Below are 24,654 nucleotides of genomic sequence, written 5' to 3' on the forward strand. Positions count from 1 at the left end.
TTCATTGCATGGGATGCACGTGAAGGTAAAATCGTCTGGTCTAACCAGAGCGCTTCTCAGTCTGGTCAGGTGCTTTGGCAACTGCCTCTGACGTAGTGTTCTACGGTACTCTGGAAGGTTTCATCAAAGCAGTTGACGCTCACACAGGTCGTGAACTGTGGAGATTCAAAAACCCATCAGGCGTAATCGGTAACGTCAACACCTACAAGCATGACGGTAAGCAGTACATCTCCGTTCTGTCTGGTATCGGTGGTTGGGCTGGTATCGGTATGGCTATCCCAAGTCTGGAAGACGACACTGACGGTCTGGGTGCAGTAGGTGCCTACCGTGCACTGTCTAACTGGACTAACCTGGGTGGTGTACTGAGCGTATTCAGCCTGTAAGACCCAAGGTGCGTATATAGCTTGCTATATACAAACTGGTAAGACTAAAGGCCCGGTATCTTTTGATACCGGGCTTTTTTTTCTAAATTGTTTTTAAACTTCAACAAAATGAATATTGTTGTGGAATAGGGTGGACTTTAAATAAAGAGTAGTCTTAGTATTGATACTCTTACGCCAGAGTGGCTGAGCCTGGAAATCGGGCTGACTGTGTTGAGAACTGATGGATCAAACAGATTGGCATGACAGGATGATAGTCAAAGACTATCCCTTGCTGATCCAGATGAATTTACCCGGTTTTCAGACTAAGTATCTGGCCCACCAAGGATATATCATGGTGCAAAGACTGAAAAAGATTTTGTTACAGGCGGGTTATTCTGCAGATGAACCGCTGCCCGACCTACAAGCTTTGCTTGATATGGAGCGGGAATATATTGCCCGGGAGTTGCATGATGAACTGGGACAGCAGCTCAGCCTGATCCATATTTATGCATCGGCCATTGCTGATGAAGATGAGCTTGATGCTGTTAAGGATTATGCAGCACGCATCGACAGGTTGGTGTTACAGGCCAGAGTTCACATCAGAGAATTGCTCAGTGGCTTGCGTCAGGGTGAGACCGAAGAGTTTGATTTTGACTTTTCCATGAAGCAACTCTGCTACCACTGGCAGAATAAAAGTCTGCCGATCAGTTTCTTTTTCTCCATCGAGGAAGAGCTTGATGATTTCGATATTGAAGCACTTAAGGCTATTTACCGAATCATTCAGGCAGGCATTACTAATATTGTGCGTCACTCAAAAGCAGACAAGGCGTCCATTACGCTGTCGGTGAACGATGGCATACTGCATCTGCAAATCGTTGATAATGGCATTGGCTTTGATGTGCAGACACTTTCAGGTGATGGCCTCGGATTATTGGGGATGCGTGAGCGTGTTGAGATTCTTCAAGGCACTATGGAGCTAGATACCCAGCCGCAAAAAGGCTGTAGCATCAATATCAGTATTCCCGGAAAAGTGAAGAAATAATGCAGGAAAACCTTCGAATTTTGCTGGCCGATGATCATGAAATGTTACGGGCTGGCGTTAAGCATATACTCGAACAACATGAGCATCTGACGGTGGTTGCTGAAGCCTCCAGCGGCGAGCAGGCCTACGAACTCTACAGCAAACTGATGCCGGATCTGTTAATTATGGACATGTCGATGCCGGGCATGGGCGGCTTGGAAGCCATCCGTCGAATCAAGACGCGTGATCACAACGCAAAAGTGATTATTTTTTCCATGCACGAAGAGGCCTTGTATGCAATACAAGCCCTATCGTCAGGGGCTGTGGGCTATGTACTAAAATCAGCCGAGTTAGGTGATTTACTACAAGCTATCAAGCAGGCAATGCTTGGCAAAAGCTTCATGAGTGCAGCGATCGCGCAAAAGATTGCACTGAAAAGCCTGGCGGGTGAATACAGTTCAATCGAACAGCTGACCGCCAGAGAGTTTGAAGTTTTCTGTCTGCTGGCAGAAGGCAAAAAGGTCAGCGAAATTTCTGATCTGCTGATGATCAGCCAGAAAACTGTTGCGACTTATCAAACCAGAATCAAGAAGAAGTTGAATATCGACAGTGCGGTGGATCTGGTTCGACTTGCCGTGCAATACGGTATCGTCAGTTAGCTCGATTTTGAGCGATCAACCTCAACAAAATCAGGGCAGCATGATTTCATTTGCTGCGGGTGGCCATCACTTCAATTTAAGGGCTGCCGCAGTAATTGTTGATCGAGGTAAAGTCCTTTTGCACAAGATTGCAGGAGATAATTTCTGGTCTGTGCCGGGTGGACGTGTTGAACCTGGTGAGACTGCTGCACAGGCGGTCATACGCGAAATCTTCGAGGAAACGGGAGAGCAGGCACAATGTGAGCAACTGCTCTGGGTGGCTGAAACTTCTTTGAATATCACGGCAGTCAACACCACGAAATCGGATTGTACTTCAATGTACAGCTTCCACCTCATTCTCGTTTGTTGGCACTCGAAGACAGCATAGAGTTTGTAGATGAAAATACCTCTATGACCTATTCCTGGCTTGCTATTGCACAATTGCCAAGCCATGAAGTCCGCCCCTCGTTGCTATTCAGAGCGCTGACCGAGCGAGACACATCGTTAAGGCATTATGTGCATTATGAGGATGGCGGCCAGCCCTAACCATAGCCACAGTGGCAGTACCGTGTAGCCATCCTAACCATTAGCCATCTGTTAGGTATCACTCGCATTGATTGTTCGAGTTCTTCACTAAAATGCTGAGCGCTTTTTACTTGACGACAACATTGCTGTTGCATAGGATTCTAAAACAGGTATTTAAAATACCTGTTTATCTTGCAAAGGAGCAAAAATGAACAGTTCACAGATCGAAATCATCAAGCAAACGGTGCCTGTATTGCAGGAACATGGCGAGACACTGACGCGCCGGTTTTACGAAAACATGTTTCGCAATAACCCCGAAGTAAAGGATTTTTTTAACCCGGCACATCAACAGGCGGGAACGCAGCAACGGGCGCTGGCCGGAGCTATCTGTGCTTACGCTGCAAATATCGATAATCTGTCAGCATTGTCTGGGGCTGTCGATCTAATTGCCCATAAGCACGTTTCGCTTGGAATCAAGCCTGAGCATTATCCCATTGTCGGTCAGAATCTGATTCTGACGATTCAAGAAGTATTGGGAGAAGCTGCCAACGAGGCCATTATTGAGGCATGGACTGTCGCCTACCAGGAGTTGGCAAGAATTTTTGTCGGACAAGAAGCGCAGTTGTATCAAGCGCAACAAAAGCGCTACGGTTGGAATGGTCCCAAACCGTTCACCATTACACAAAAAGTTGCTGAGAGCAGCAATATCACTTCTTTCTACTTGCAGCCACTTGATGGCAATCTGCCTGTTGGGCAACAGGCAGGCCAGTACACCACAGTACATCTGACAGTTAACGGTCAAACTGTGATGCGCAATTATTCACTATCCAATGCGCCAGACGCCGGGGCGTATCGCATTAGTGTCAAACGTGAAACAGCGATTGATGAGCAGGCGCCTGACGGCTTGGTCTCAAACTATTTGCATGATTACTATCATGAGGGTGACGTGCTCGAGTTAGCACCTCCCTGTGGCGAGTTCCAGTTACACATTCAGGAAGATAACAATCAACCCATCGTATTTGTCGCGGGTGGTGTGGGGATCACGCCCATCATCGCGATGTTGCATGATGTGCTGAAACGTCAGTCAGAATCTGGACGCCCGATATATCTGTTTCAGTGCGTGAGAAATACCGACGTGCTGCCGTTTGTATCAGAGCTGCAAGCGTTGCTTGAACGGCATGATAATTTGCATTGGCATATTTTCCTGAGTCAACAAAAATCGCCAGTTGCAGACGGTTTGAAGCATGTTCACCATGGACGCTTGTCGATGCAGGCATTGGACAGTGTGATTGATCGACAACAAGCCATCTCAATGTTTGCATGTGGACCCGCAGGCTTGATTAGCCATCTATCAACGATGATAGACACGCGTGATCAGGCTCAAGACAGCTTCCGATATGAGTTTTTTGGGCCAGCGCAAGCTGTTTGAAAATTAAAATCAGCGGACTTGTTAAGACGGTGAGTGAAAAAGTCAGAAGAGACAATGCCCGAGTTTTCAAATCGATAAAACGTTCTTGCAAATAAAAAGCTTCAACACAACTTGAAAGTGTTGAAGTTTTTTTTGTGCTGCAACGGGGGCAGGATGAAGCGGCACGCCAAGCAGGGCTGGAGATTTTAAGAAATATCGGCAAAGATAAATCAAACAGCCCAAGTGTTCGCTGAATGGAAACAGAAGTCGAAAATGGATTCCGAAATCGACGTTAAAGCTTGCGGACAGCTTTCAATTTGAGTGTATACTTTTTTCGACTTCATCATTAAGCCGACGAATGTGTTGAATTTTAACCGCCCTCGTAATGCAGAAAAACAGACTCAATGGTGGGTGGTTGTGCTCGGCTTGTTGTTGGCGTGTCAATTTCTGTTTGGGCAGCCGCTCCATCAACACACTCAAGCGGACTGCGACAGCTATCAGATCGTCCATTCACACTTGCACGACCTGGCTGACATTCACCATGATGCGGTCGATATTTCACCAGACAAAACAGCAAGAACTTATGGCGATGTTGAATTGCCACCGCTTCTTTATCTGGCGACAGGGCTGGTTGTTGAGTTATCAACACCGGTCATTTATCTCTCTTTCTTCGAAGCGTCACCACCGCTCAGCCATCAACATTCACATCTCCCTCGCTCCCGCGCACCGCCTTTGACTTGAGCAAATATTGGTTCAGGTTGGAGCGGTTGATCATACCGTTCCTGTCTTTGTGCAACCGACTTCTAGGTCGGGACAACGGAGATGTATCATGCGTATTCTGGAAATTTACGGTGCTGTTACTGCACTAGCCATTCTTATGCTGATAGTCGCCTCGCTTGCTCGGGCAGATGCGAATTTATTGAGCCTTGAGACGGCTCTGGAGCAAGCAGTCAATGTTTCACCTTTGGTTGCTGCGGCGTATGCAAATGCTGATGTTCGTCGGGGCGAACTCAATGAGTCAGGGATTTGGCCAAATCCTCATATTGAAGTCGAGGTGGGAAACCGAATTGCTCGAGAAGGCGGCCCCAGCGGGTGGCAAACGCAAGCGTATGCTATTTCACAGGCATTACCTATCGGAGGTCGACTCACAGAGCGTCGTCGTGTGTCAGAATTTCAGTTGTCGGCTGCTCATAAGCAAGTTGTCCTTGCTGTCCTCGGTGTTGAATATCAGGCGGCCGTGGCCTTCCATCAACTGCAATGGGCGATCGGGCGGGCGGATCTTGCCCTGGCTCAACTTCAGCAAGCAAAACACTTCCACAAAGTCGCGGAAAAGCGCAGCCAGGCAGGTGATTTGTCTGTTCGCGAGACCCTGCGTTTACAGCTGTTGCTGCATGAGGCAGAAGCTTCACTCGACGATGCTTTACGTACTCAACGGGATGCAGAACTCCACTTGTTGACGTTACTGGCATTTCAGCCTGGTGAAATGTTTGATCTACCACCGTTGACCCTGCCAGCTATGCCGGTCGATATCGAACTATTGCAACAGCTTCAAGACAATCATCCCGCTTTGGCGGCTGCCCAACAACAACAGTTCGCGGCGATGGCACAGCGTGATGAGGTGAACGCTGAGCGAATTCCTGACCTTGAGTTACGACTGGGGCGAGACAATGAAATGTTTGATGGTCGTAGAGGTGCAAGTTACTCAGTCGGATTGCAGGTAGAACTGCCACTTTGGAGTAATGGCAAAGGCAGATTACAAGCTAAAGATGCGGAAGTTAGGCGGGCACAGGATGAACTGAGACTTGTTCAAACTGAAGCACAGCAACGTTTGCGGCAAAGCCATAGTCAGCTAACCCGTCTTCTGGATCGAATACAGCGACATCAGCTTAACGTGCTGGCGCGCGCTGAGCAGGTACTGGCGATGACCGAGCGAGGCTATAACGCAGGTGAACTTACACTGACAGAATTGATTGATGCAACACAGGCTCAATGGCGAGCAGCACAGGAGCAATTGGATCTGTTGCTGCTTGCCCAACAGCAAGACACAGAATTACGCCGAGCGCTCGGGAAAACTGTTAGCAGCCAAGTGGAGCACAGATCATGAAAATCAAACACAGCTTACCCGGATTTTTGATCGTTTTTATGCTTTTGACTGCTTGCGATCTTCTTGAGCATGACCATCATGAGCATGCTGAACCAGAGGAACAGCATCAGCAACGCATGACGCTATGGAAGGATGATCTGGAGCTTTACATCAAGTTTGACACAGCTGTTGCTGGACTTTCTCAGGACTGGGTGGTTTATCTGACACAACTACCTGGTTATGAACCGGCTCGTAACATTTCACTTGAACTTCAGTTTCAAGTGGGGGGTGAGGTTCGATGGCGCTATCAAATGACAGAGTCTGGCATTCAAGGCATGTTCACAAAAGAAATTGCGATTCCCGAAGCGGGACAGTATGACTTGAGTGTCGCAATCACCACAGCCCAGGACTCTCAAACAATAGCTCTAGGAACAGTCGATATTGCTGGTTCGAAGCCGCTTGCACAGCAGCATTCGGACCGAAATGATGATGAGATTTTGTTTCCCAAACTCCAACAGTGGCATATGCCGTTCGCGACTGCTGTTGCTCAGGAAGACTTGATTGCTCCCCAACTTTTAGTGTCGACACGGGTGGAGTCCATTCCAGATAAATTTGTTCGTTTGCTGATGCCTGCTACTGGTCTTGTAGGCATCCCCGAGGGTGGTCAATGGCCCAGTGTGGGCATGGAAGTCAGTGTGGGGCAGCCCCTTGCGCAGGTGCTACCTGTTTCTGGAGGCGAAGACATGGGGCAACTTCAGTTGGAAATCGTCGAGGCAAATGAGCGATACCGACTGGCAAGGTCAGAACTTGAGCGGGTACGAAGCTTGAACGAACAGGGCGTTGTTGCAGATAGACGTATTGAGCAGGCAGAAGCAGAAGCTAACGTGGCTCGCCACACCTTAAGGCGTTTGGAGTCACAGCGCGATCTATTGTTGGGGGGATCGGCAGTTAACAATACGGCGCTTGTCTTACGAGCACCTATCAATGGTCTGATCGTCAGCATTGAGTCGGCTCCAGGAGAAATAGCAGGAACAGGAGACAGACTGTTCACGATTCTTGACGATAGTCGTGTGCGATTGAATGCTCAAATATTTCCTGCTGATCTGGAAAGCATTGATGTACTGACAGAACCATTACTACGCCAGGCCGATGGACAATGGGTGAGGCTTGAGCCAATGACTCCCGGAATGTTGCTTCGCACTATTGATGCTAATGACGGTTCAGCATCATTTTTGATGGATGTCGACAACAGCAATCAGAATCTAATCACTGGCTCACGTCTGAGCATTGCTTTTCGAACTGCCGAAGCGCAACGCCATGTTGTGGTGCCTGCCACTGCGCTGCTGGATGATGATGGTGTCAGTATTGTGATTGTACAAGTCGATGGGGAATCTTTTCAGCGTCGGATTGTGCGTCCCGGTGTCCGGGCTTTGGGGCAAGTGGCAATTCTGGAAGGGCTGGCAGCAGGTGAACGCATAGTCACCTTGGGAGCATATACGGTTTTGCTGGCGGCACGGGAAACCAGCACTGATGTTGGTCACACACACTGAGGGTAAACAGATGCTGGATAAAATGATCCGTGGGGCTCTGGAGAACCCACTTTTGATTGTGGCGCTTTCGATATTAATGGTTGTCATCGGGTTGCACTCGACGAGAGAAATGCCGGTTGATGTTTTTCCCGATTTGACTGCACCAAGTGTCACTATCATGACTGAGGCACCTGGCCTTGCGACTGAAGAAGTCGAACAGCAGGTTAGTTTCCCAATCGAAACAGCGGTCACTGGAGCCGCAGATATTCGACGTGTTCGATCGCAGGCTGTCCCAGGACTTTCAATTGTCTGGGTCGAGTTCGACTGGGGTACTGATATTTTTCGTGCACGACAGGCAGTGACTGAGAGGCTGACTCAAATAAGTGGTCAGCTTCCTGCACAGGTACAACCACCTACCCTTGGTCCCATCACATCGATCATGGGTGAAATCGAATTCATCGGCATTGCTGTGTTAGATCCTAAAAACTTGATGCAAGCACGCGAGTTTGCGGATTGGGATTTGCGACCTCAACTTTTATCGATACCGGGCATTGCTCAAGTCAGCATTCTGGGTGGTCAGCTGAGACAGTACCAGGTACTGGTATCGCCAGATCGGCTGCGAGAGCTTGATCTGAGTCTGAATGAAATTCAACTTGCGGTGAGTCAGACGAATCAGAATGCTGGTGGTGGCTGGATTAGTGAAGGAGGCAGAGACTATCTGATTCGATTCATCGGAAGCGTGGAGGCCGTTGAGGATTTGCGTAACAGTGTGGTGGCGATTCGCGGTGACACTCCGGTGTTATTGAGACATGTTGCGACTGTGCAGAAAGGTGCCGCCATTCCCGTCGGAGATGCAGGCGTAAATGGGAAGCCTGGAGTTATGCTCGCAGTGCTCAAACAACCTCAAGCAGACACGCTTTGGCTAACAGAGCAACTTAAAACAATTATCACCCAGGCTGAAGCCAGGCTGCCTGAGGGACTCATCTTGGAGCCGGGACTCTTTCGTCAGGCCGATTTCATCAATACGGCTGTAGGGAATGTGGTTAAAGCTTTGAGAGATGGTGCCATATTTGTTGTGATTGTGTTGTTGTTGTTTCTATTTAGTGTTCGTGCGACGTTCATTTCAGCGGTGACGATACCACTCTCTTTGTTTACAGCGCTCTGGTTGCTTTGGTGGTTGGGCATAGGCATCAACACTATGACACTTGGAGGGTTGACTATCGCGATTGGAGCTTTGGTCGATGATGCAATAATTTTTGTGGAAAATATCTATCACAAACTTAGACGTAATCATTTACTTAAGCAGCAGATAGCGACCAAAGATATTGTTTTTAGAGCGTGTTCTGAGGTGCAAAAGCCAGTGGTATTTTCAACCATCATTATTATGTTGGTGTTTGCGCCACTGTTTGTGTTTACTGGTGTTGAGGGAAGATTGTTAGCGCCATTAGGGTTGGCATATTTGTTGGCTATTGGCGTTTCCCTGATGATTGCTTTGACGGTGACCCCGGTGTTGAGTGCTGCTTTGCTGCCATCCGCTAAATCGCTGCTGCGCAGGGGAGATACGCCACTGATACGGTGGTGCAAACGCGGATATGCACCGTTGCTCAACTTGACACTCCGCCATTCAGGCTGGGTACTCGTGCTTTCCCTAATGATGGTATTCATTGCAATGAGCTCCGTTACCCAGATGGGTCGATCATTTTTACCTGAGTTCAACGAGGGAAGTCTCACTATCACAGCAACCACACCTCCTGGGACCTCCCTCGAAACTTCAGTCGAGCTTGGCCGCTATATTGAGACCATATTGTTGGCGATGCCTGAAATCCAGTCTGTTGGTCGAAAAACCGGACGTGCTGAACAAGACGAGCATACACAAGGACCTAATATGTCTGAATTTGAGGTCAGGCTTGCATCATTGCCACACGGGAAGGAGGCGTTTCTCAGTGTGCTCAGACAGAACCTGAGCGAAGTGCGAGGCGTATCTTTTAATATAGGTCAACCATTGTCGCATCGCATTGACCACATGCTGTCAGGAGCTCGAGCGAGTATCGCGGTCAAGGTGTTTGGGCCGTCACTCGCCGAACTGGAGCGAATTGGCAAAAGCATCGAACGAATAATGACACAGATGGACGGATTAGTTGATGTGGCGATGGAACCATTGCAGGCACAACCACAACTTCGGCTTCGTGCGGATCGTGAAGCACTGGCTCGCCATGGTGTTGTGATCGATGACTTGGTCTCGCATGTGATGACTGGATACGGCGGAAGCATTGTTTCACAAATTATTGAGGGCAATCGACGCTTTGATCTGGTTGTACGATTGGATAACGAGAATAGAAGTGATCGAAAAAAGATCGGGGATCTCACGATTCGTTCTGGAACAGGGGAGTTGATACCACTTCGACATCTTGCTTCTATCACAGCCGAATATGGGCCGGGCATGATACTAAGAGAAGACGCACAGCGTCGTTTAATTATCAGCAGTAATATTTCTGGGAGTGATTTGCGCGGCGCAGTGGATGAGATTCAGCAAACGCTCGCACAGACCATTGATCTGCCTTCAGGCTATCGTATTGAGTATGGCGGTCAATTCGAGGCCGAACAGGCGGCTACCCGCACTTTAATGTGGGTTTCTTTGATGGTGTTGGCGGGGATTCTGCTGATACTGAGCTTGGTGTTCAGATCCTTTTGGCTTGCGTTACTTGTGATGGTGAATATTCCACTGGCACTACTGGGAGGTGTTGTCTCAGTATTTTTAATGGGTGGGACGCTGACGATTGCTGCCCTGGTAGGATTTGTGACACTGTTTGGCATTGCTGTACGTAACGGTATCTTACTGGTCAGTCGTTACCAAGCCTTGACTCGAGAAGGAATCGAGGTTGCTGAAGCTGTTCGTATTGGTTCTGAGGAGCGATTGATTCCGATTCTCATGACCGCACTTACGGCCGGGCTGGCACTGATTCCACTGGCTTTTGGACTGGGGCAGCCGGGCACAGAGATCCAGGCACCCATGGCCATTGTAATATTGGGTGGACTGATTAGTTCAACCGCACTCAATATGTTGGTACTTCCGGCCATTTACTATTCGGCCGCTCAATGGGTGCGGTGAAATCTTAATGGCACAAGTCTGTGACAATCGTCCATGCATGTAATGAAATGAATGATGGGCCTGGTTAAATATAGAGAGGTATCCCGAAATATCGTTGATAAACAAAATAAAGCCAGGCAGGGACGATAAAGGGGAAAGGTCGGTGTGGCGTGGTTGAGATGTTTGGTGCCCGGGGCCGGAATCGAACCGGCACGCCCAAAAGAGCGAGAGATTTTAAGTCTCTTGTGTCTACCAATTTCACCACCCGGGCAACAAGAGCGGGATCATACACCAGGCGGCTGGCTTGAGAAACTGCTAAATGGCTTTTGAGAAGCGTGACTGTTGGTGTTGTTGGCTGTAACGGTCAAATACCAGGCAGATATTGCGGATCAGCAGTCGTCCGGCGGGCAGGATGCGAATGCTCTGGGTATCGAATTCCAGCAGTTGGTCTTTGGCAAATTGTCGTAGTGCCGGAATGACATCGACAAAGTAACTGAAAAAGTCATAACCCAGTTGTTCTTCAATCGCCTGAATATCAAGGCTGAAGTCACAGATCAGTCGGGTAATGATCTGTCTGCGGATGATGTCATCATGACTGAGTTTGTAGCCTCTAAAAATCGGTAATTCGTTGTTAGCCAGTCGCTGCTGGTAGCTTTCCAGCGTTTTTTCGTTTTGCATGTAAGCGTTGGCGACACTGCCGATTGAGGTCATGCCGAGGCCAATCAGATCACAGTCGGCATGTGTGGCATAGCCTTGAAAGTTTCTGTGTAATTGACCTTGTCGCTGGGCGATGGCCAGTTCATTGTCCGGTTTGGCAAAGTGATCCATGCCGATATAGACATAACCGGCCTCGGTGAGCTGGTCGATAGTTTGATAGAGGATGGCCAGTTTTTCGCTGGCCGAGGGCAATTCTTCGCTTTTGATTTGCCGCTGGGGTTTGAAGTTTGCCGGCATATGGGCATAGTTGAAGACTGATAGCCTGTCCGGTGATGCCGCAATGATTTTTTCCAGCGTTTCGCTGAAGGATTTCACCGATTGTTTAGGCAAGCCATAAATCAGATCGACGCTGATCGATTTGAAACCTTCTGTTCTGGCTGCCTGCATCACCGACAGAGTTTGTTGTTCACTCTGGATTCGGTTAACGGCTTTTTGCACTTCGGGGTTGAAGTCCTGAATTCCAAGGCTCAGACGGTTGAAGCCCAGTTGACGCAATAGTTTGATGCGTTCCGGATCGGCTTCACGGGGATCGATTTCAATGGAAAACTCGCCATTGTCATCATCAGCCAGATTGAAATGCTGGCGGGTGACAGACATCAGCGCGATCATCTGATCGGTACTGATAAAGGTCGGTGTGCCACCGCCCCAGTGCAATTGTCGAACTTGTCTTTGCGAGTCAAACAACTCAGCCTGCATGGCAATTTCTTTGTGCAGACTTTCCAGATAGGGTTGGGCGTGCAGGCGATTTTTGGTAATGATTTTGTTGCAGGCGCAGTAGAAACAAACCGTGTCACAGAAAGGAATGTGCAGATAAAGCGAAAGCGGATTTCCACGTTGATTGGAGTGTTCGACCTGTTGCAGATAATCCTCGTTGGTAAAGGACTCATTAAATTCGACGGCGGTCGGGTAAGAGGTATAGCGCGGTCCACTGATATCGTAGCGACGAATCAGCGATTCGTTGAATAGCTCACTTGCTGCCATGACTTGGCTCCAGAACATAACCCTATTTGATTGTTCAAGTATAGAGCGAGACTGTGACAGGAATATGGCGAAAGCGCTGAGACTTGATCCAGATCAACCGGGGAAGCGTTTTTCCTCTTCGGGATGAGCTCCCATACGCTCGAAATGGGACTGAATAATGGGCAGCACTTCGTTAACGTCATCCACCAGATGAAACAGTTCCATATCGTCGTGTTCAATACACCCTTGGCTAAGAACTTGCTGTTTGAGCCAGTCAATCAGCCCACTCCAGAAATCCGAACCGTAGAGAATGACCGGAAAGTGGCGAATTTTGCGGGTTTGGATCAGTGTCAACGATTCAAAAAACTCATCCAGTGTGCCAAAACCACCGGGAAATACCACATAGCCAATCGAGTATTTGACAAACATCAGCTTGCGGACAAAGAAGTAACGGAAGCTGAGCCTGATATCCTGCTGGGGGTTGGGTTTTTGCTCATGTGGCAGCTCGATGTTGAGACCAACGGAATGCGCGCCTTGTTGAAAGGCACCTTCATTGGCTGCCTGCATAATGCCGGGACCGCCACCACTGATGACTGAAAAACCCGCGCCAGAAAGCTGTCGGGCAACTTCTGAGGCGGCGCGATAGTAAGGTGAGTTCTCCCCAAGCCGGGCACTGCCGAATATCGATACCGCTGGCCCCAGTTCGTTGAGTGTTTCGATGCCATCAATGAGCTCGGACTGGATGCGAAATACTCGCCATGCTTCAGATGTTTTCAGGTCTTCCACGACTTGCCTATCTTCAATTTGCAGACCCACCAAAATAGATAATTGCTACTGGCTTTGCAATTGCCGGTGCGTTTAGCCAGTGCTTGTGTGTTCAGAACTCCCCGGTCTGAGGTATCATTTTGCATTTATTTCAGCATAAATGGCAGGCGATGATGAAGGTTTTGGTGATTGGCGGTGGTGGTCGTGAACATGCTTTGGCGTGGAAGCTGCGACAGTCAGCGAATTGCACAGCAGTGTATGTAGCGCCCGGAAACCCCGGCACCGCTGCCGAGCAGGGTATCGAAAATGTCGCAATTGAAGCGACTGATATTGAGGCCTTGGTCGCGTTTGCCAAACAAGCGTCGATTGATCTGACGGTGATTGGTCCTGAAGTGCCATTAGTAATGGGTGTTGTTGATGCGTTTCAGGCTGCCGGATTGCGTTGTTTTGGCCCCAGTCAGGCTGCTGCACAACTCGAAGCCTCAAAAAGTTTTACCAAAGATTTTCTGGCGCGGCACCAAATCCCGACCGCGGCCTATCAGGTGTTTACAGAGATTGATGCCGCCCACGCCTATATCCGCGAACAAGGTGCACCGATTGTGGTTAAGGCTGATGGCCTGGCCGCTGGTAAGGGCGTCATTGTGGCGCAGACCGTTGAAGAAGCAGAGGCCGCTGTCAGTGACATGCTGGCGGGCAATGCGTTTGGCGAAGCCGGACATCGGGTGGTGATCGAAGAATTTATGCAGGGCGAAGAAGCCAGCTTTATTGTGATGGTTGATGGCAGCCATATTCTGCCGTTGGCGACCTCACAGGATCACAAAGCTCGTGACAATGGTGACAAAGGACCCAACACAGGCGGTATGGGCGCTTATTCACCGGCACCTGTTGTCACCGAAACAGTGCATCAGCGCATCATGCAGCAGGTGATCGAACCAACAGTTCGTGGCATGGCGGCAGATGGTCGGCCCTATACCGGATTTTTGTATGCGGGTTTGATGATCGACGAAGCCGGTCAGCCAAGAGTGGTTGAATACAACTGTCGTTTTGGTGATCCGGAAACCCAGCCAATCATGATGCGACTGAACTCTGATCTGATTACGCTCTGTGAAGCTGCCCTTGATGGTCGTCTGGATGAAGTGGATGCGGAATGGAATCCAGCTGCCGCCGTGGGTGTGGTGATGGCTGCGGGTGGTTATCCTGATGATTATCGTAAGGGCGATGTTATTGAGGGACTTGATCAGGTTCCCACTACTTGCAAGGTGTTTCATGCCGGAACTACTGAGCAATCAGGTCAGGTAGTCACTGCCGGAGGGCGCGTATTATGTGTCACGGCTTTGGGTGACAGTGTTGCCGCAGCACAGGCAGAGGCCTATCGAGCTGTCGCCAAGATTCACTGGCAAGATGCCTATTACCGAACCGATATCGCTTATCGCGCGATTAGCCGAGAGCAAGCCGACTGAACAATGAGTCATCGCAGCATGTTGGCTAGCCTGACAGATACTGTGCCGGATAGGAGTCGCGCATCATGTCGGTAAATCATCCGATTATTGCGGTGACGGGGTCATCTGGAGCAGGAACCTCCACAGTCAAACAGGCATTTGAAGATATTTTTCGTCGCGGCAAACTCAAACCGGTGCTGATTGAGGGCGACAGTTTCCACCGTTTTGACCGTGAACAAATGCGTGAACAAGTCGCCAAGGCTGAATCACAGGGCCAGACGCTGACGCATTTCAGCCCGGAGGCCAATTGTCTGGATCGACTGGAGGATCTGTTTCGGCGATATTCAGAAAGTGGAACAGGTGAGTATCGCCACTATATTCACGACGATTCGGAAGCTGTCAGATTCAATCAGGCCAGCGGAACATTCACCCCCTGGCGGGAGATCGATGCCGACAGTGATGTCTTGTTCTATGAGGGGCTGCATGGCGGTGCGGTGACGGATAAGGTGAACATTGCGCAGTACACCGATCTGCTGATTGGTGTGGTGCCGGTCATGAATATCGAGTGGATACAGAAAATCAAACGTGATTGTGCCAACCGTGGCTATTCACAGGAAGCGGTGGTCGATATGATTCTCAAGCGGATGCCGGATTATATCCACCATATAACGCCCCAGTTTTCGCGTACCCACATTAATTTTCAGCGAGTGCCGCTGATCGATACTTCAAACCCTTTTGTGATGCGCGATATCCCTTCAGCGGATGAGAGTCTGGTGGTGATTCGTTTTAAAGATCCCAAAATGGCCGACTTTCCCTACTATCTGACCATGCTCAAAGACGCATTTATGTCTCGCCCCAACAACATGGTAGTACCCGGCGCCAAAATGGGGCTGGCAATGGAAGTGATTCTGACACCTTTGATTGAACAGATGATGATCAGCAAGCGGCAACAGGCTTGAGCCTGATTATCGATGATTGTCGGCAGGAAAAAACTCGAACGACCCTTTTGGAGTGTTGAATGAAAATCAGTCAGTGGCGATTGCGTCAGGCACTACATACCTTGAATGGTGGAGGTGTCATTGCCTATCCAACCGAGGCTGTTTATGGCCTGGGCTGCGATCCCATGGATGAGGAGGCGGTGCAGCGAATTTTATCGTTGAAGCAGCGGCCTATCGAAAAAGGCATGATCTTGGTGGCTGCCGATTTTAATCAGCTACAGGATTTTATCCTGCCGGTTTCAGCAGACTTGTTGGCAGAGCTTGAAAAGACCTGGCCGGGGCATGTCACCTGGCTGTTGCCGGTTCGCTCCGATGTGCCTGAGTTTTTGACCGGGGCACATGACACTTTGGCGGTGAGGGTCACTGCCCATCCGCAGACTGCGGCTTTATGTCGGGCATTTGGCGGTCCGATTGTTTCGACCAGTGCCAATATTTCAGGTCTGCGACCTGCCAGAAACAGCCATCAGGTTCATTGGCAGTTGCCGGAGGTTGATTATGTGATGCCTGGTGCCTGCGGCGGCGCTTTGCAACCTTCCACCATTCGCGATGCCCGAACAGGAGAAGTACTGCGATGAGCCACCCTGATATTGATGAAGTACGCCGTTATTTTATGGCGTTGCAGGATCGTATCTGTACTGAACTATCGCAGCAGGACGGTAAGGCAACCTTTATGGAAGATAACTGGCAACGTGACTCAGGTGGCGGTGGTCGAACTCGCGTACTGACCGATGGGGCCGTATTTGAACAGGGTGGCGTTAATTTTTCTGAAGTTTATGGCGACAGTCTGCCGGCTTCTGCGACTGCCAGTCGCCCAGAACTGGCTGGGCGGAGTTTTCGTGCCATGGGCGTTTCTCTGGTGATTCACCCTCACAACCCATATGTGCCTACTTCTCATGCCAATGTCCGGTTTTTTGTCGCTGAAAAAGCCGGTGAACCGGCAATCTGGTGGTTTGGTGGAGGCTACGACCTGACCCCCTACTATGGCAATGATGAAGATGTGATTCACTGGCACAACATCGCTAAGCAGGCTTGTGACGCATTTGGCGATACGGTCTATGACGACTATAAACGCTGGTGTGACGAGTATTTTTATCTCAAACACCGTGACGAGCCGCGTGGCGTTGGCGGTTTGTTTTTTGATGATCTGAACACGCCGGATTTTGATACCTGCTTTGCATTGGTCAGAAGTGTGGGAGATAGCTATCTGAGCGCTTATCAACCCATTGTTCAATGCCGTAAGGACACAGCTTATGGTGAGCGTGAGCGAGACTTTCAGCTATACCGACGTGGCCGATACGTTGAGTTCAACCTGGTTTACGACCGCGGTACGTTATTTGGTCTGCAATCCGGTGGACGCACCGAGTCGATATTGATGTCACTGCCGCCGCTGGTGAAATGGCGCTATAACTGGCAACCAGAACCCGGTAGTGCTGAGGCAAGGTTGTATGAACATTACCTGAAACCCCGGGATTGGTTGAACTAGTCTTCGGTTGCCAGTGACGCCAGCTGATCCGCCTGATATTCACTGATCAGGGGCTCAATCACCTGATCCAGCTGACCTTCCATCACTTCCGCCAGTTTATATAAGGTCAGGTTGATGCGGTGGTCGGTGATACGACCTTGAGGGTAATTGTAGGTACGGATGCGTTCGCTACGATCACCACTCCCTACCAGCAAACGACGGGTTTCCGCCTGTTCGGTCTGTTGTTTTTCAACTTGTGCGGCCATGATGCGTGACTGCAATACCGACATGGCTTTGGCCCGGTTTTTGTGCTGTGAGCGCTCTTCCTGACATTCGACAATAATGCCGGTTGGAATATGCGTGATGCGCACTGCCGAATCCGTGGTATTGACGTGCTGACCACCGGCGCCTTGTGAGCGGTAGGTGTCGATTCTGAGATCGGCCGGGTTGATATCAATTTCATCAATTTCATCGGCTTCCGGCAAAATAGCCACGGTGCAAGCCGAGGTGTGAATGCGGCCCTGAGATTCGGTTTCCGGCACTCGTTGTACCCGGTGCGCACCAGATTCGAATTTGAGTCTTGAATAAGCGCCATCGCCGACGATGCGAACGATAATTTCCTTGTAACCGCCATGCTCACCTTCCTGAGCGTTAATCACCTCAACTTGCCAGCGGCGTTGTTCGGCATAGCGACTGTACATGCGGAAAAGATCGCCAGAAAAGATGGCCGCTTCATCGCCACCGGTGCCGGCACGAATTTCCAGAAAAATATTTCGCTGATCGTTGGGATCTTTAGGCAGCAAAAGTTTTTGCAGCTCTACGCTCAGGGTTTCTTCGCGAGCTTGGGCATCAGCCAGCTCTTCTTTTGCCAGTTGGCGCAATTCCGGATCCTGTTCGTTGAGCATTTGCTTTGCATCGGCGATAGCCGTTTGCACATTCAGGTAGTGACTGAAGTTTTTCACCACCGGCTCCAGTTGAGCATATTCCTGAGACAGACTGCGAAACTTGTTCTGATCAGCCATGGTTGAAGGCTCAGCCAGCAGACCGCTGATTTCCTCATGTCGTTCAAGCAATGATTCGAGTTTTTGGCGGATGGAATCTTTCAATGCTTAATCCTTGATGTTAAATAATCGCCGAGCCGCGGCGATGAGCTCGGGGTTGTCTTCAAATCCTGACTGGCGTAATTGTCGGCTCGGCTCATGCAGTAGTTTGTTGGTCAGACTGCGCGACAATTCACTGAGCACCTGTTCTGGCGCAAGCCCTTGTTCAAGCTGTTTCTGTGCTTTGCTGAGCAGTTCGATGCTTTGCTGCTGAGCACTCTCACGGATAGCGCGAATAACAGGCACAGCATCCTGAGTACGCATCCAGGCCAGGAAATGATCGACTTGGTTATCGATGATTTCTTCAGCCTGTTTGGCGGCATCGCGTCTGGATTGCAGGTTTTCTTCGATGATGTCGTGCAAATCGTCAACACAGTACAAATAGATATCTTCGAGTTGGCTGACTTCAGGTTCAATATCTCGAGGAACCGCAATATCCACCATAAAGATGGGCCGCCGCTTGCGTTGTTTCAGGGCACGTTCCACCATGCCTTTACCTAATACGGGTAACTGGCTGGCGGTAGAGCTGACCACGATGTCGGCCTCGGCAAGATGAGCAGGCATTTCACCAAGGCTGATTGCATAACCATTAACCTGCATCGCCAGTGCATGGGCGCGTTCCAGTGTACGATTGGCGATGATGATGCGTTTGATACCGTTGTCAAACAAGTGACGGGCAACCAGCTCGATGGTTTCACCGGCACCGATAAGCAGTGCGGTGGACTGTGCCAGATTGCTGAAAATTTGTTTGGCCAGACTGACGGCGGCGAAGGCGACCGACACCGGACTGTTACCAATCGCCGTGTCAGTGCGTACCTGCTTGGCGACAGCAAAGGCATGTTGAAACAATCTGCCCAGTGATTTACCCACCGCCTGATTGTTGAATGCAGCACTGTAAGCAGTTTTTAACTGGCCGAGAATTTGTGGTTCGCCCAATACAAGAGAGTCCAGACCTGATGCGACTCGGAACAAGTGGCGAATGGCGTCGGCCTGTTGGTATTGGTAAAGATACTGCTGTGTGTCTTTTTCAGATTGCTGATGGTAGTCATGCAACCAAGACAGGACGGGGTTGTCATACTCCTCGTCGATGTGGCAGTAAATTTCAGTTCGGTTGCAGGTGGATATGATGACCGCTTCAACAACGGCCTCATGCTGCATCAGTGACTGCAATGCTGCAGAAAGACTGCTGGCATCAAAGGCAAATCGTTCGCGAACCGCAACGGGCGCCGTATTATGATTGATACCGTAAGTGACAAGATGCATAGAGGTGATAAGTCATCATTAAATACTGGTAAACTCTGAAACCGTGGTTTCGGGGCAAGCCGGCGCAGCCTTGTATAAATTAAATAGTAGGGCATTCTATCAAAATCAATCGCTCAGGTCGTTTTAATATGGATTTACTTCAACAGGTGTGGAAAGGCGCAAAATATTTTGCAAGACGAAGAGGATGGCTAATCTTGCCTTTCTTTCTGATCGCCTGTACCAGCGCTCCGGCACAACAAATCAGCAAAACTCATAACGGTGATACCGATACCAGTCAGCTCATCACTGGTGTTAGCGAAGATACAGCGCCAGAACCATTACCGCTGACGCCAGAACTTGTTTACTACATATTGACTGCTGAAATCGCCGGGCAACGTGGCGAACTCGGCATTGCCATCGATCTTTATCAGCGTGCAGCAGAATTGGCTGATTCACCCGGTCTGGCAAGTCGCGCAGCTCAGGTGGCCACCTATTCCCGCGATCAGGAGCTGATCTATCAGTCTTTGGAGCGCTGGGCTGAAGTTTCTCCTGATGATGCCAATGTCTACATGATGCGAGTGCCGTTTTTGCTGATGCAACGTGATTTTGCAGGCGTGGTACAGACAGTCAACCGGGCACTCGAACTGGCTCCGGAAGAAGCAGAAAATTATCTCAATAATCTCACTGGCAACCTCAGCGAACTGGGTGATCCGGATCAGGCGCTTTTGATGATGCGTCAACTGGACAGTTATCAAGCAGGCATGAATGAAGCGCGTTTTGCCTATGCGCGACTGGCTACATTTTTCCGTCAATATCATATTGCTGAACCCGAAATTGATGCATTGCTGAAGCAGGATATCCCGGCACTCCAGCGTGAAGAACTATTGATTCTCAAGGCCGAAGTACTGCAAAGAACCGATCGTAGTGCCAAGGCAATCAAACTAATTGCAGATGCTGCTAAAAAGCCAGATGCGAGCAGTGACTTACGCTTCATCTACGGCAAACTTCTGGGTGAAAATGGCTATAGTGCAGAGGCACAGGAAGTGTTTGAGGATTTGTATCAGGAAAACCCGGAAAATCCGGACACTTTGTTTGCGCTGGGATTGCTGGCACTTGAACAACAGGATGGCGAACTGGCCAAAGTCTATTTCAGTGACTTGCTGAAGATGGGGGACAACGGGCGCCAGGCTGCTTATTTCATGGGGCTTGCTGAGGAGTTGAACGAGAACATTGATGCAGCGCTGGTCTGGTTTGCCTCCGTGCCCTCGCAAAGTCCACGATTTGAAGCAGCCCAAACCCGATATATCACTATGCTGGCCGAACGCGGTGAGATTGATAAAGCACGTCAGCACATCAATTACCTGCGTATGGACAACCCCGATCAGGCACTACAGTTCTATTTGTTTGAAGCAGCCTTTCTTAGAGACAACGATCGGCCTCAGGCTGCGTTTGATCTCTACGGTGAGGCATTGGAAAAATATCCAGGCAATTTTGAGCTGCTGTACAGTCGGGCGCTGGTCGCCGAATCATTGAACCGACTCAGTGTGGTTGAAGAGGATTTGCTGAGCATCCTTGAGCGAGATCCGGACAATGCGCAAGCACTTAATGCGCTGGGTTATACACTGACTGATCGAACAGACCGGCACGAAGAGGCTTATGCCTACATCACGCGTGCGCTGGAACTCAAACCGAATGATCCCTATTACCTGGATAGCCTTGGCTGGGTTTACTACCGTATGGGGGATTTGAACAATGCCGAGAAGTATCTGAGACAGGCCATTGAGATTCAGGATGATATTGAATTTATCGTCCACCTGGGGGAAGTTCTCTGGCAACAAGGCCAACGCGAAGAAGCGCGTCAAATGTGGGACAGGGCGCGGCAGATGGATGCTGACAACAAACTGTTACAAGATACGCTGCGTCGGTTTCGTCAATGAGAAAAATCTGGCTGATTATCATGCTGTCGATGACCACAGCATGTGCTCAACTTCAAGTGTGGACTGGGCAAACACCGAAAACGGCGCCTGAGCTGCAATGGGAAGCCCGATATCTGGAACTGCAACAGCTCAACAACTGGGCATTTCGTGGCAGAACCATCATCACGCAGGGACGGGAAGGCTGGAACGCCGGGGTGTACTGGCGTGAGCAAACACCAGATTTCAGCATTCGTTTGAGTGGCCCTTTTGCGCAAGGTGGCATGTTGCTGGAAGGTCGAGAAGAACGTGTCACGATGACCTTGAACAGCGGCGAACAGTTGTCAGCTGAAACCCCCGAAGCCTTGCTGGCTGAGGCGCTTGGCTGGCTGTTACCGGTGAGTGCATTGCGAGACTGGGTCAGAGGCATGCCCTATGCGGCCATGAATGTTGATGATATGCAGCTGGACAATCAAGGCCGAATCACACTGTTGCATCAGGCGGGGTGGGAAGTGAGCTATGAGGAATACATGCCGTTTTCAGGTCAGCAGGTGCCTGCAAAAGTCTTTATCAAACATCCCGACCTCAGTGTTCGCTTATTGATGAATCGCTGGGACAGTCTCTAATGGAGACATGGTGGCCCGCACCGGCCAAACTGAACTTGTTTTTGCACATCACCGGGCGGCGGACAGATGGCTATCATGAACTGCAGACACTGTTTCAGTTTCTTGATTACGGTGACAGCTTGAAATTTGAATGTCGAGAGGATGCAGAAATCAGGCTGATGGACTCGCTTAATAATGTCGAACTGCAAAACAATCTGATTTTTCGTGCTGCCCGGTTGCTGCAAACGACCTGTAATATTCGCTCAGGTGTCGATATTTATCTGAAAAAACGCTTGCCCATGGGCGGCGGTTTGGGCGGCGGCAGTTCCGATGCCGCAACCACTCTTGTGGTGTTGAATAGCCTCTGGCAGTGCGGTTTGAGCAAACAGCAATTGGCAACACTCGGACTACAACTTGGCGCAGATGTGCCCGTTTTTATTGGTGGACACGCAGCATGGGCAGAAGGGGTCGGCGAAAAGCTAACCGAGGCTTCACCGCCAGAACCATGGTATCTCGTGGTAAAACCTGACTGTCATGTGTCTACAGCAGAAATTTTTTCATCGGGAGAATTGACACGCGACTGTGAAGCCATCACAATATCGCGCTTCCTCTCGGGGGAAGGCAGAAATGTTTGTGAACCAGTGGTCTGCAAGCGTCATCCGGAAGTTGCACAGGTACTTGATTGGCTCTCTCAACATGGGCCTGCAAGGATGACGGGAACAGGAGCCTGTGTTTTTGTGTCATTTGACTCACAAGCGCAAGCACAACTTGTCGCTGACACTCTGCCCGATGACTGGCAAGGTTTTGTCGCCAAAGGCTGCAATGTTTCGCCACTCAATGCGTCAGTGATGAAATTGACTGAATCAGCAATCTCATGACTGGATGATGATAGAATGAGTAATACAGTTGGGGTATCGCCAAGCGGTAAGGCAACGGGTTTTGATCCCGTCATTCCCAGGTTCGAATCCTGGTACCCCAGCCACTCTCTTTTATTTTGAATTACTACGCTCGGCACCCCAACGTGACTCAAAACCGAATTCTCCAGTTACAGCAACGTAATGCCGACAGCAGCATGATGGTCTTCACCGGCAATGCTAACCGCGAGCTGTCGAAAAACATTGCTAACTTCCTCAATGTCTCCCTCGGTAAAGCCACCGTTGAAAAATTCAGCGACGGCGAAATCATGGTCGAGATTCTGGATAACGTTCGCGGCAAGGACGTGTTTGTTGTACAACCGACCTGCATGCCAACCAACGACAACCTGATGGAACTGATGGTGATGACCGACGCTATTCGTCGCGCATCCGCCAAGAGAATCACACTGGTTGTGCCGTATTTTGGCTATTCACGGCAGGACCGCCGTCCTCGTTCAGCCCGTGTAGCGATTACAGCCAAAGTAGTTGCCAACATGCTGACAGGTGTGGGTGCAGATCGAGTACTGACCGTTGATCTGCACGCTGATCAGATTCAGGGCTTTTTTGATTGCCCCGTAGATAATGTTTATGCATCGCCAGTGTTGCTGGGCGATATCTGGAAACACAAATATCAGGATTTGGTGGTTGTATCGCCTGACGTTGGCGGTGTAGTCCGTGCTCGCGCCCTGGCCAAGCATCTTGATGTTGAGCTGGCTATCATCGACAAGCGTCGCCCTCGTGCCAATGTCGCCAAAGTGATGAACATCATCGGTGATGTTGAAGGCAGAGTCTGTGTGCTGGTTGACGATATGGTGGATACTGCCGGCACATTATGTGCAGCGGCAGAAGCTTTAAAACAACATGGGGCAGTGAAAGTGGTTGCCTACTGTACACACCCGGTGCTCTCTGGTTCTGCGGTTGATAATATCAATAGTTCAGTGCTGGATGAACTGGTAGTGACAGACACTATCCCGTTGCAGCCACATGCGGCTGCCTGTGAAAAAATTCGTCCGCTCAGTATTGCTGAAATGCTGGCGGAAGCAATGTATAGAATTAGCAACGAAGAGTCCGTCAGTTCGTTGTATATGGATTGATCAGTCGAGGCTGATCATGCAGTGCCTTCTCTGGTCGCGGTGAAGGCTTTGGCCGCCAACAGGCGGCATTTTTGATGAATTGATATTCATCATATCTTTGGAGTAGAAGATGGAAAATTTATTTGAAGTACATGCGCAAGCACGTACAGATGAAGGGAAAGGTGCGAGCCGCCGCCTTCGTCGTACGGGTAAAGTGCCCGCGGTTGTCTATGGTGCGGACAAAGCACCAGAGTCAGTTTCTCTGGATCACAACCAGTTTATTCGTCACCTGGCCGAAGAAGCGTTTTATGCGCACATTCTGACGCTGGTTATTGATGGCAAAAAATCTCAGGTTGTACTGAAAGATCTGCAACGTCACCCTGCTAACGATAACAAAATCGTGCACGCTGACTTTTTGCGTGTTGATGCCAAGCATGCCATGACCATGACGGTACCACTGCACTTCATCGGTGAAGAGAAAGCTCCGGGTGTTAAAGCGGGTGGACTGGTTTCTCACGTCATGACTGAGGTTGAAATCAGCTGTTTGCCTAAAGATCTGCCAGAGTTCATCGAAGCGGATGTGTCAAAACTGGGTATGGATGAAACCTTGCACCTGACTGACCTGAAACTGCCTAAAGGCGTTTCACTGACTGCATTGAGTCATGGTCAGGAAGAGCACCTGGAAGAGGGTGAGCGTTCGGTTTATGACCAACCGGTTGCCAGCATTCACAAACCACGTGCAGCGGCTGCTGATGACGCTGACGTTGAAGCTGACGAAGAAGCGACTGAAGAATAAAGCAGTTGCAGGGAGC

At 49.8% G+C, this 24,654-nt stretch carries 21 protein-coding genes, 2 tRNA genes and 1 pseudogene; 19 read left to right on the forward strand and 5 right to left on the reverse strand.

The window, feature by feature from the left end:
- From MPL1_RS11630 to MPL1_RS11670, 9 genes and pseudogenes are all read left to right on the forward strand, one after another.
- A pseudogene (locus MPL1_RS11630) lies at window positions 1-383 on the forward strand (PQQ-dependent dehydrogenase, methanol/ethanol family); the annotation flags it as partial.
- Between the two features lie 220 nt (window positions 384-603).
- Window positions 604-1,404, forward strand: a complete 801-nt coding sequence (locus MPL1_RS11635) for a sensor histidine kinase (protein WP_009727335.1) — start codon at window positions 604-606, stop codon at window positions 1,402-1,404.
- On the forward strand, window positions 1,404-2,042 hold the full coding sequence (locus tag MPL1_RS11640; RefSeq protein ID WP_009727336.1) for a response regulator: 639 nt from the start codon (window positions 1,404-1,406) through the stop codon (window positions 2,040-2,042). Before MPL1_RS11635 ends, MPL1_RS11640 begins: the two co-directional genes overlap by 1 nt.
- Before the next feature lie 7 nt (window positions 2,043-2,049).
- Window positions 2,050-2,409, forward strand: coding sequence for an NUDIX domain-containing protein (locus tag MPL1_RS11645; protein WP_009727337.1), 360 nt, complete (start codon window positions 2,050-2,052; stop codon window positions 2,407-2,409).
- A 345-nt stretch (window positions 2,410-2,754) separates the two neighbouring features.
- On the forward strand, window positions 2,755-3,975 hold the full coding sequence (gene hmpA / locus MPL1_RS11650; RefSeq protein ID WP_009727338.1) for an NO-inducible flavohemoprotein: 1,221 nt from the start codon (window positions 2,755-2,757) through the stop codon (window positions 3,973-3,975).
- 339 nt (window positions 3,976-4,314) lie between these two features.
- The gene (locus MPL1_RS11655) at window positions 4,315-4,695 is read left to right on the forward strand and encodes a hypothetical protein (RefSeq protein ID WP_152417668.1); all 381 of its coding nucleotides are present in this window, start codon (window positions 4,315-4,317) and stop codon (window positions 4,693-4,695) included.
- 88 nt (window positions 4,696-4,783) lie between these two features.
- Window positions 4,784-6,058, forward strand: a complete 1,275-nt coding sequence (locus MPL1_RS11660; protein WP_009727340.1) for a TolC family protein — start codon at window positions 4,784-4,786, stop codon at window positions 6,056-6,058.
- Complete coding sequence (locus MPL1_RS11665; protein WP_009727341.1) at window positions 6,055-7,587, forward strand: HlyD family efflux transporter periplasmic adaptor subunit; 1,533 nt, start codon at window positions 6,055-6,057, stop codon at window positions 7,585-7,587. The genes MPL1_RS11660 and MPL1_RS11665 overlap by 4 nt, the downstream gene beginning before the upstream one ends.
- Before the next feature lie 22 nt (window positions 7,588-7,609).
- Window positions 7,610-10,675, forward strand: a complete 3,066-nt coding sequence (locus MPL1_RS11670) for an efflux RND transporter permease subunit (protein WP_235045584.1) — start codon at window positions 7,610-7,612, stop codon at window positions 10,673-10,675.
- 163 nt (window positions 10,676-10,838) lie between these two features.
- On the opposite strand, the gene MPL1_RS11675 is transcribed toward MPL1_RS11670, so the two are convergent.
- The 3 genes from MPL1_RS11675 to MPL1_RS11685 all read right to left on the reverse strand — a co-directional run bounded on the left by MPL1_RS11675 (window position 10,839) and on the right by MPL1_RS11685 (window position 13,117).
- Window positions 10,839-10,925: transfer RNA gene (locus tag MPL1_RS11675), tRNA-Leu, on the reverse strand.
- Between the two features lie 44 nt (window positions 10,926-10,969).
- The gene (gene hemN, locus MPL1_RS11680; protein ID WP_009727343.1) at window positions 10,970-12,352 is read right to left on the reverse strand and encodes an oxygen-independent coproporphyrinogen III oxidase; all 1,383 of its coding nucleotides are present in this window, start codon (window positions 12,350-12,352) and stop codon (window positions 10,970-10,972) included.
- A 93-nt stretch (window positions 12,353-12,445) separates the two neighbouring features.
- Window positions 12,446-13,117 (reverse strand): LOG family protein, encoded by a 672-nt coding sequence (locus tag MPL1_RS11685; RefSeq protein WP_040577150.1) that lies wholly within the window; start codon window positions 13,115-13,117, stop codon window positions 12,446-12,448.
- 152 nt (window positions 13,118-13,269) lie between these two features.
- Between MPL1_RS11685 and purD the strand changes: the two genes are divergently transcribed.
- The 4 genes from purD to hemF all read left to right on the forward strand — a co-directional run bounded on the left by purD (window position 13,270) and on the right by hemF (window position 17,016).
- A complete protein-coding gene (purD, locus tag MPL1_RS11690; protein WP_009727345.1) occupies window positions 13,270-14,556 on the forward strand; it encodes a phosphoribosylamine--glycine ligase in 1,287 nt (428 codons plus the stop codon).
- 65 nt (window positions 14,557-14,621) lie between these two features.
- Entirely contained in the window at window positions 14,622-15,494 is an 873-nt protein-coding gene (locus MPL1_RS11695; RefSeq protein ID WP_009727346.1) for a phosphoribulokinase, read from the forward strand.
- Window positions 15,495-15,553: 59 nt separating this feature from the next.
- Window positions 15,554-16,108: an L-threonylcarbamoyladenylate synthase gene (locus tag MPL1_RS11700; RefSeq protein WP_009727347.1), complete on the forward strand. Its 555-nt coding sequence runs from the start codon at window positions 15,554-15,556 to the stop codon at window positions 16,106-16,108.
- Window positions 16,105-17,016, forward strand: a complete 912-nt coding sequence (gene hemF / locus MPL1_RS11705) for an oxygen-dependent coproporphyrinogen oxidase (RefSeq protein WP_009727348.1) — start codon at window positions 16,105-16,107, stop codon at window positions 17,014-17,016. Before MPL1_RS11700 ends, hemF begins: the two co-directional genes overlap by 4 nt.
- On the opposite strand, the gene prfA is transcribed toward hemF, so the two are convergent.
- Window positions 17,013-18,101, reverse strand: coding sequence for a peptide chain release factor 1 (gene prfA, locus MPL1_RS11710; protein ID WP_009727349.1), 1,089 nt, complete (start codon window positions 18,099-18,101; stop codon window positions 17,013-17,015). The genes hemF and prfA overlap by 4 nt on opposite strands.
- 3 nt (window positions 18,102-18,104) lie before the next feature.
- Window positions 18,105-19,358: a glutamyl-tRNA reductase gene (gene hemA, locus MPL1_RS11715; protein WP_009727350.1), complete on the reverse strand. Its 1,254-nt coding sequence runs from the start codon at window positions 19,356-19,358 to the stop codon at window positions 18,105-18,107.
- A gap of 128 nt (window positions 19,359-19,486) precedes the next feature.
- Here hemA and MPL1_RS11720 point away from each other — a divergent pair, with 128 nt between their 5' ends.
- From MPL1_RS11720 to MPL1_RS11745, 6 genes are all read left to right on the forward strand, one after another.
- On the forward strand, window positions 19,487-21,274 hold the full coding sequence (locus MPL1_RS11720) for a tetratricopeptide repeat protein (RefSeq protein WP_009727351.1): 1,788 nt from the start codon (window positions 19,487-19,489) through the stop codon (window positions 21,272-21,274).
- The gene (lolB, locus tag MPL1_RS11725) at window positions 21,271-21,876 is read left to right on the forward strand and encodes a lipoprotein insertase outer membrane protein LolB (protein ID WP_009727352.1); all 606 of its coding nucleotides are present in this window, start codon (window positions 21,271-21,273) and stop codon (window positions 21,874-21,876) included. Before MPL1_RS11720 ends, lolB begins: the two co-directional genes overlap by 4 nt.
- Complete coding sequence (gene ispE / locus MPL1_RS11730) at window positions 21,876-22,733, forward strand: 4-(cytidine 5'-diphospho)-2-C-methyl-D-erythritol kinase (protein ID WP_009727353.1); 858 nt, start codon at window positions 21,876-21,878, stop codon at window positions 22,731-22,733. Before lolB ends, ispE begins: the two co-directional genes overlap by 1 nt.
- A gap of 29 nt (window positions 22,734-22,762) precedes the next feature.
- Window positions 22,763-22,837 (forward strand) — tRNA-Gln (locus MPL1_RS11735).
- 90 nt (window positions 22,838-22,927) lie between these two features.
- A complete protein-coding gene (locus MPL1_RS11740; RefSeq protein ID WP_009727354.1) occupies window positions 22,928-23,863 on the forward strand; it encodes a ribose-phosphate diphosphokinase in 936 nt (311 codons plus the stop codon).
- A gap of 109 nt (window positions 23,864-23,972) precedes the next feature.
- On the forward strand, window positions 23,973-24,638 hold the full coding sequence (locus MPL1_RS11745; RefSeq protein ID WP_009727355.1) for a 50S ribosomal protein L25/general stress protein Ctc: 666 nt from the start codon (window positions 23,973-23,975) through the stop codon (window positions 24,636-24,638).
- The last annotated feature ends 16 nt before the right edge of the window (window positions 24,639-24,654 follow it).

It is taken from the genome of Methylophaga lonarensis MPL (assembly GCF_000349205.1).
GTDB lineage: Bacteria > Pseudomonadota > Gammaproteobacteria > Nitrosococcales > Methylophagaceae > Methylophaga > Methylophaga lonarensis.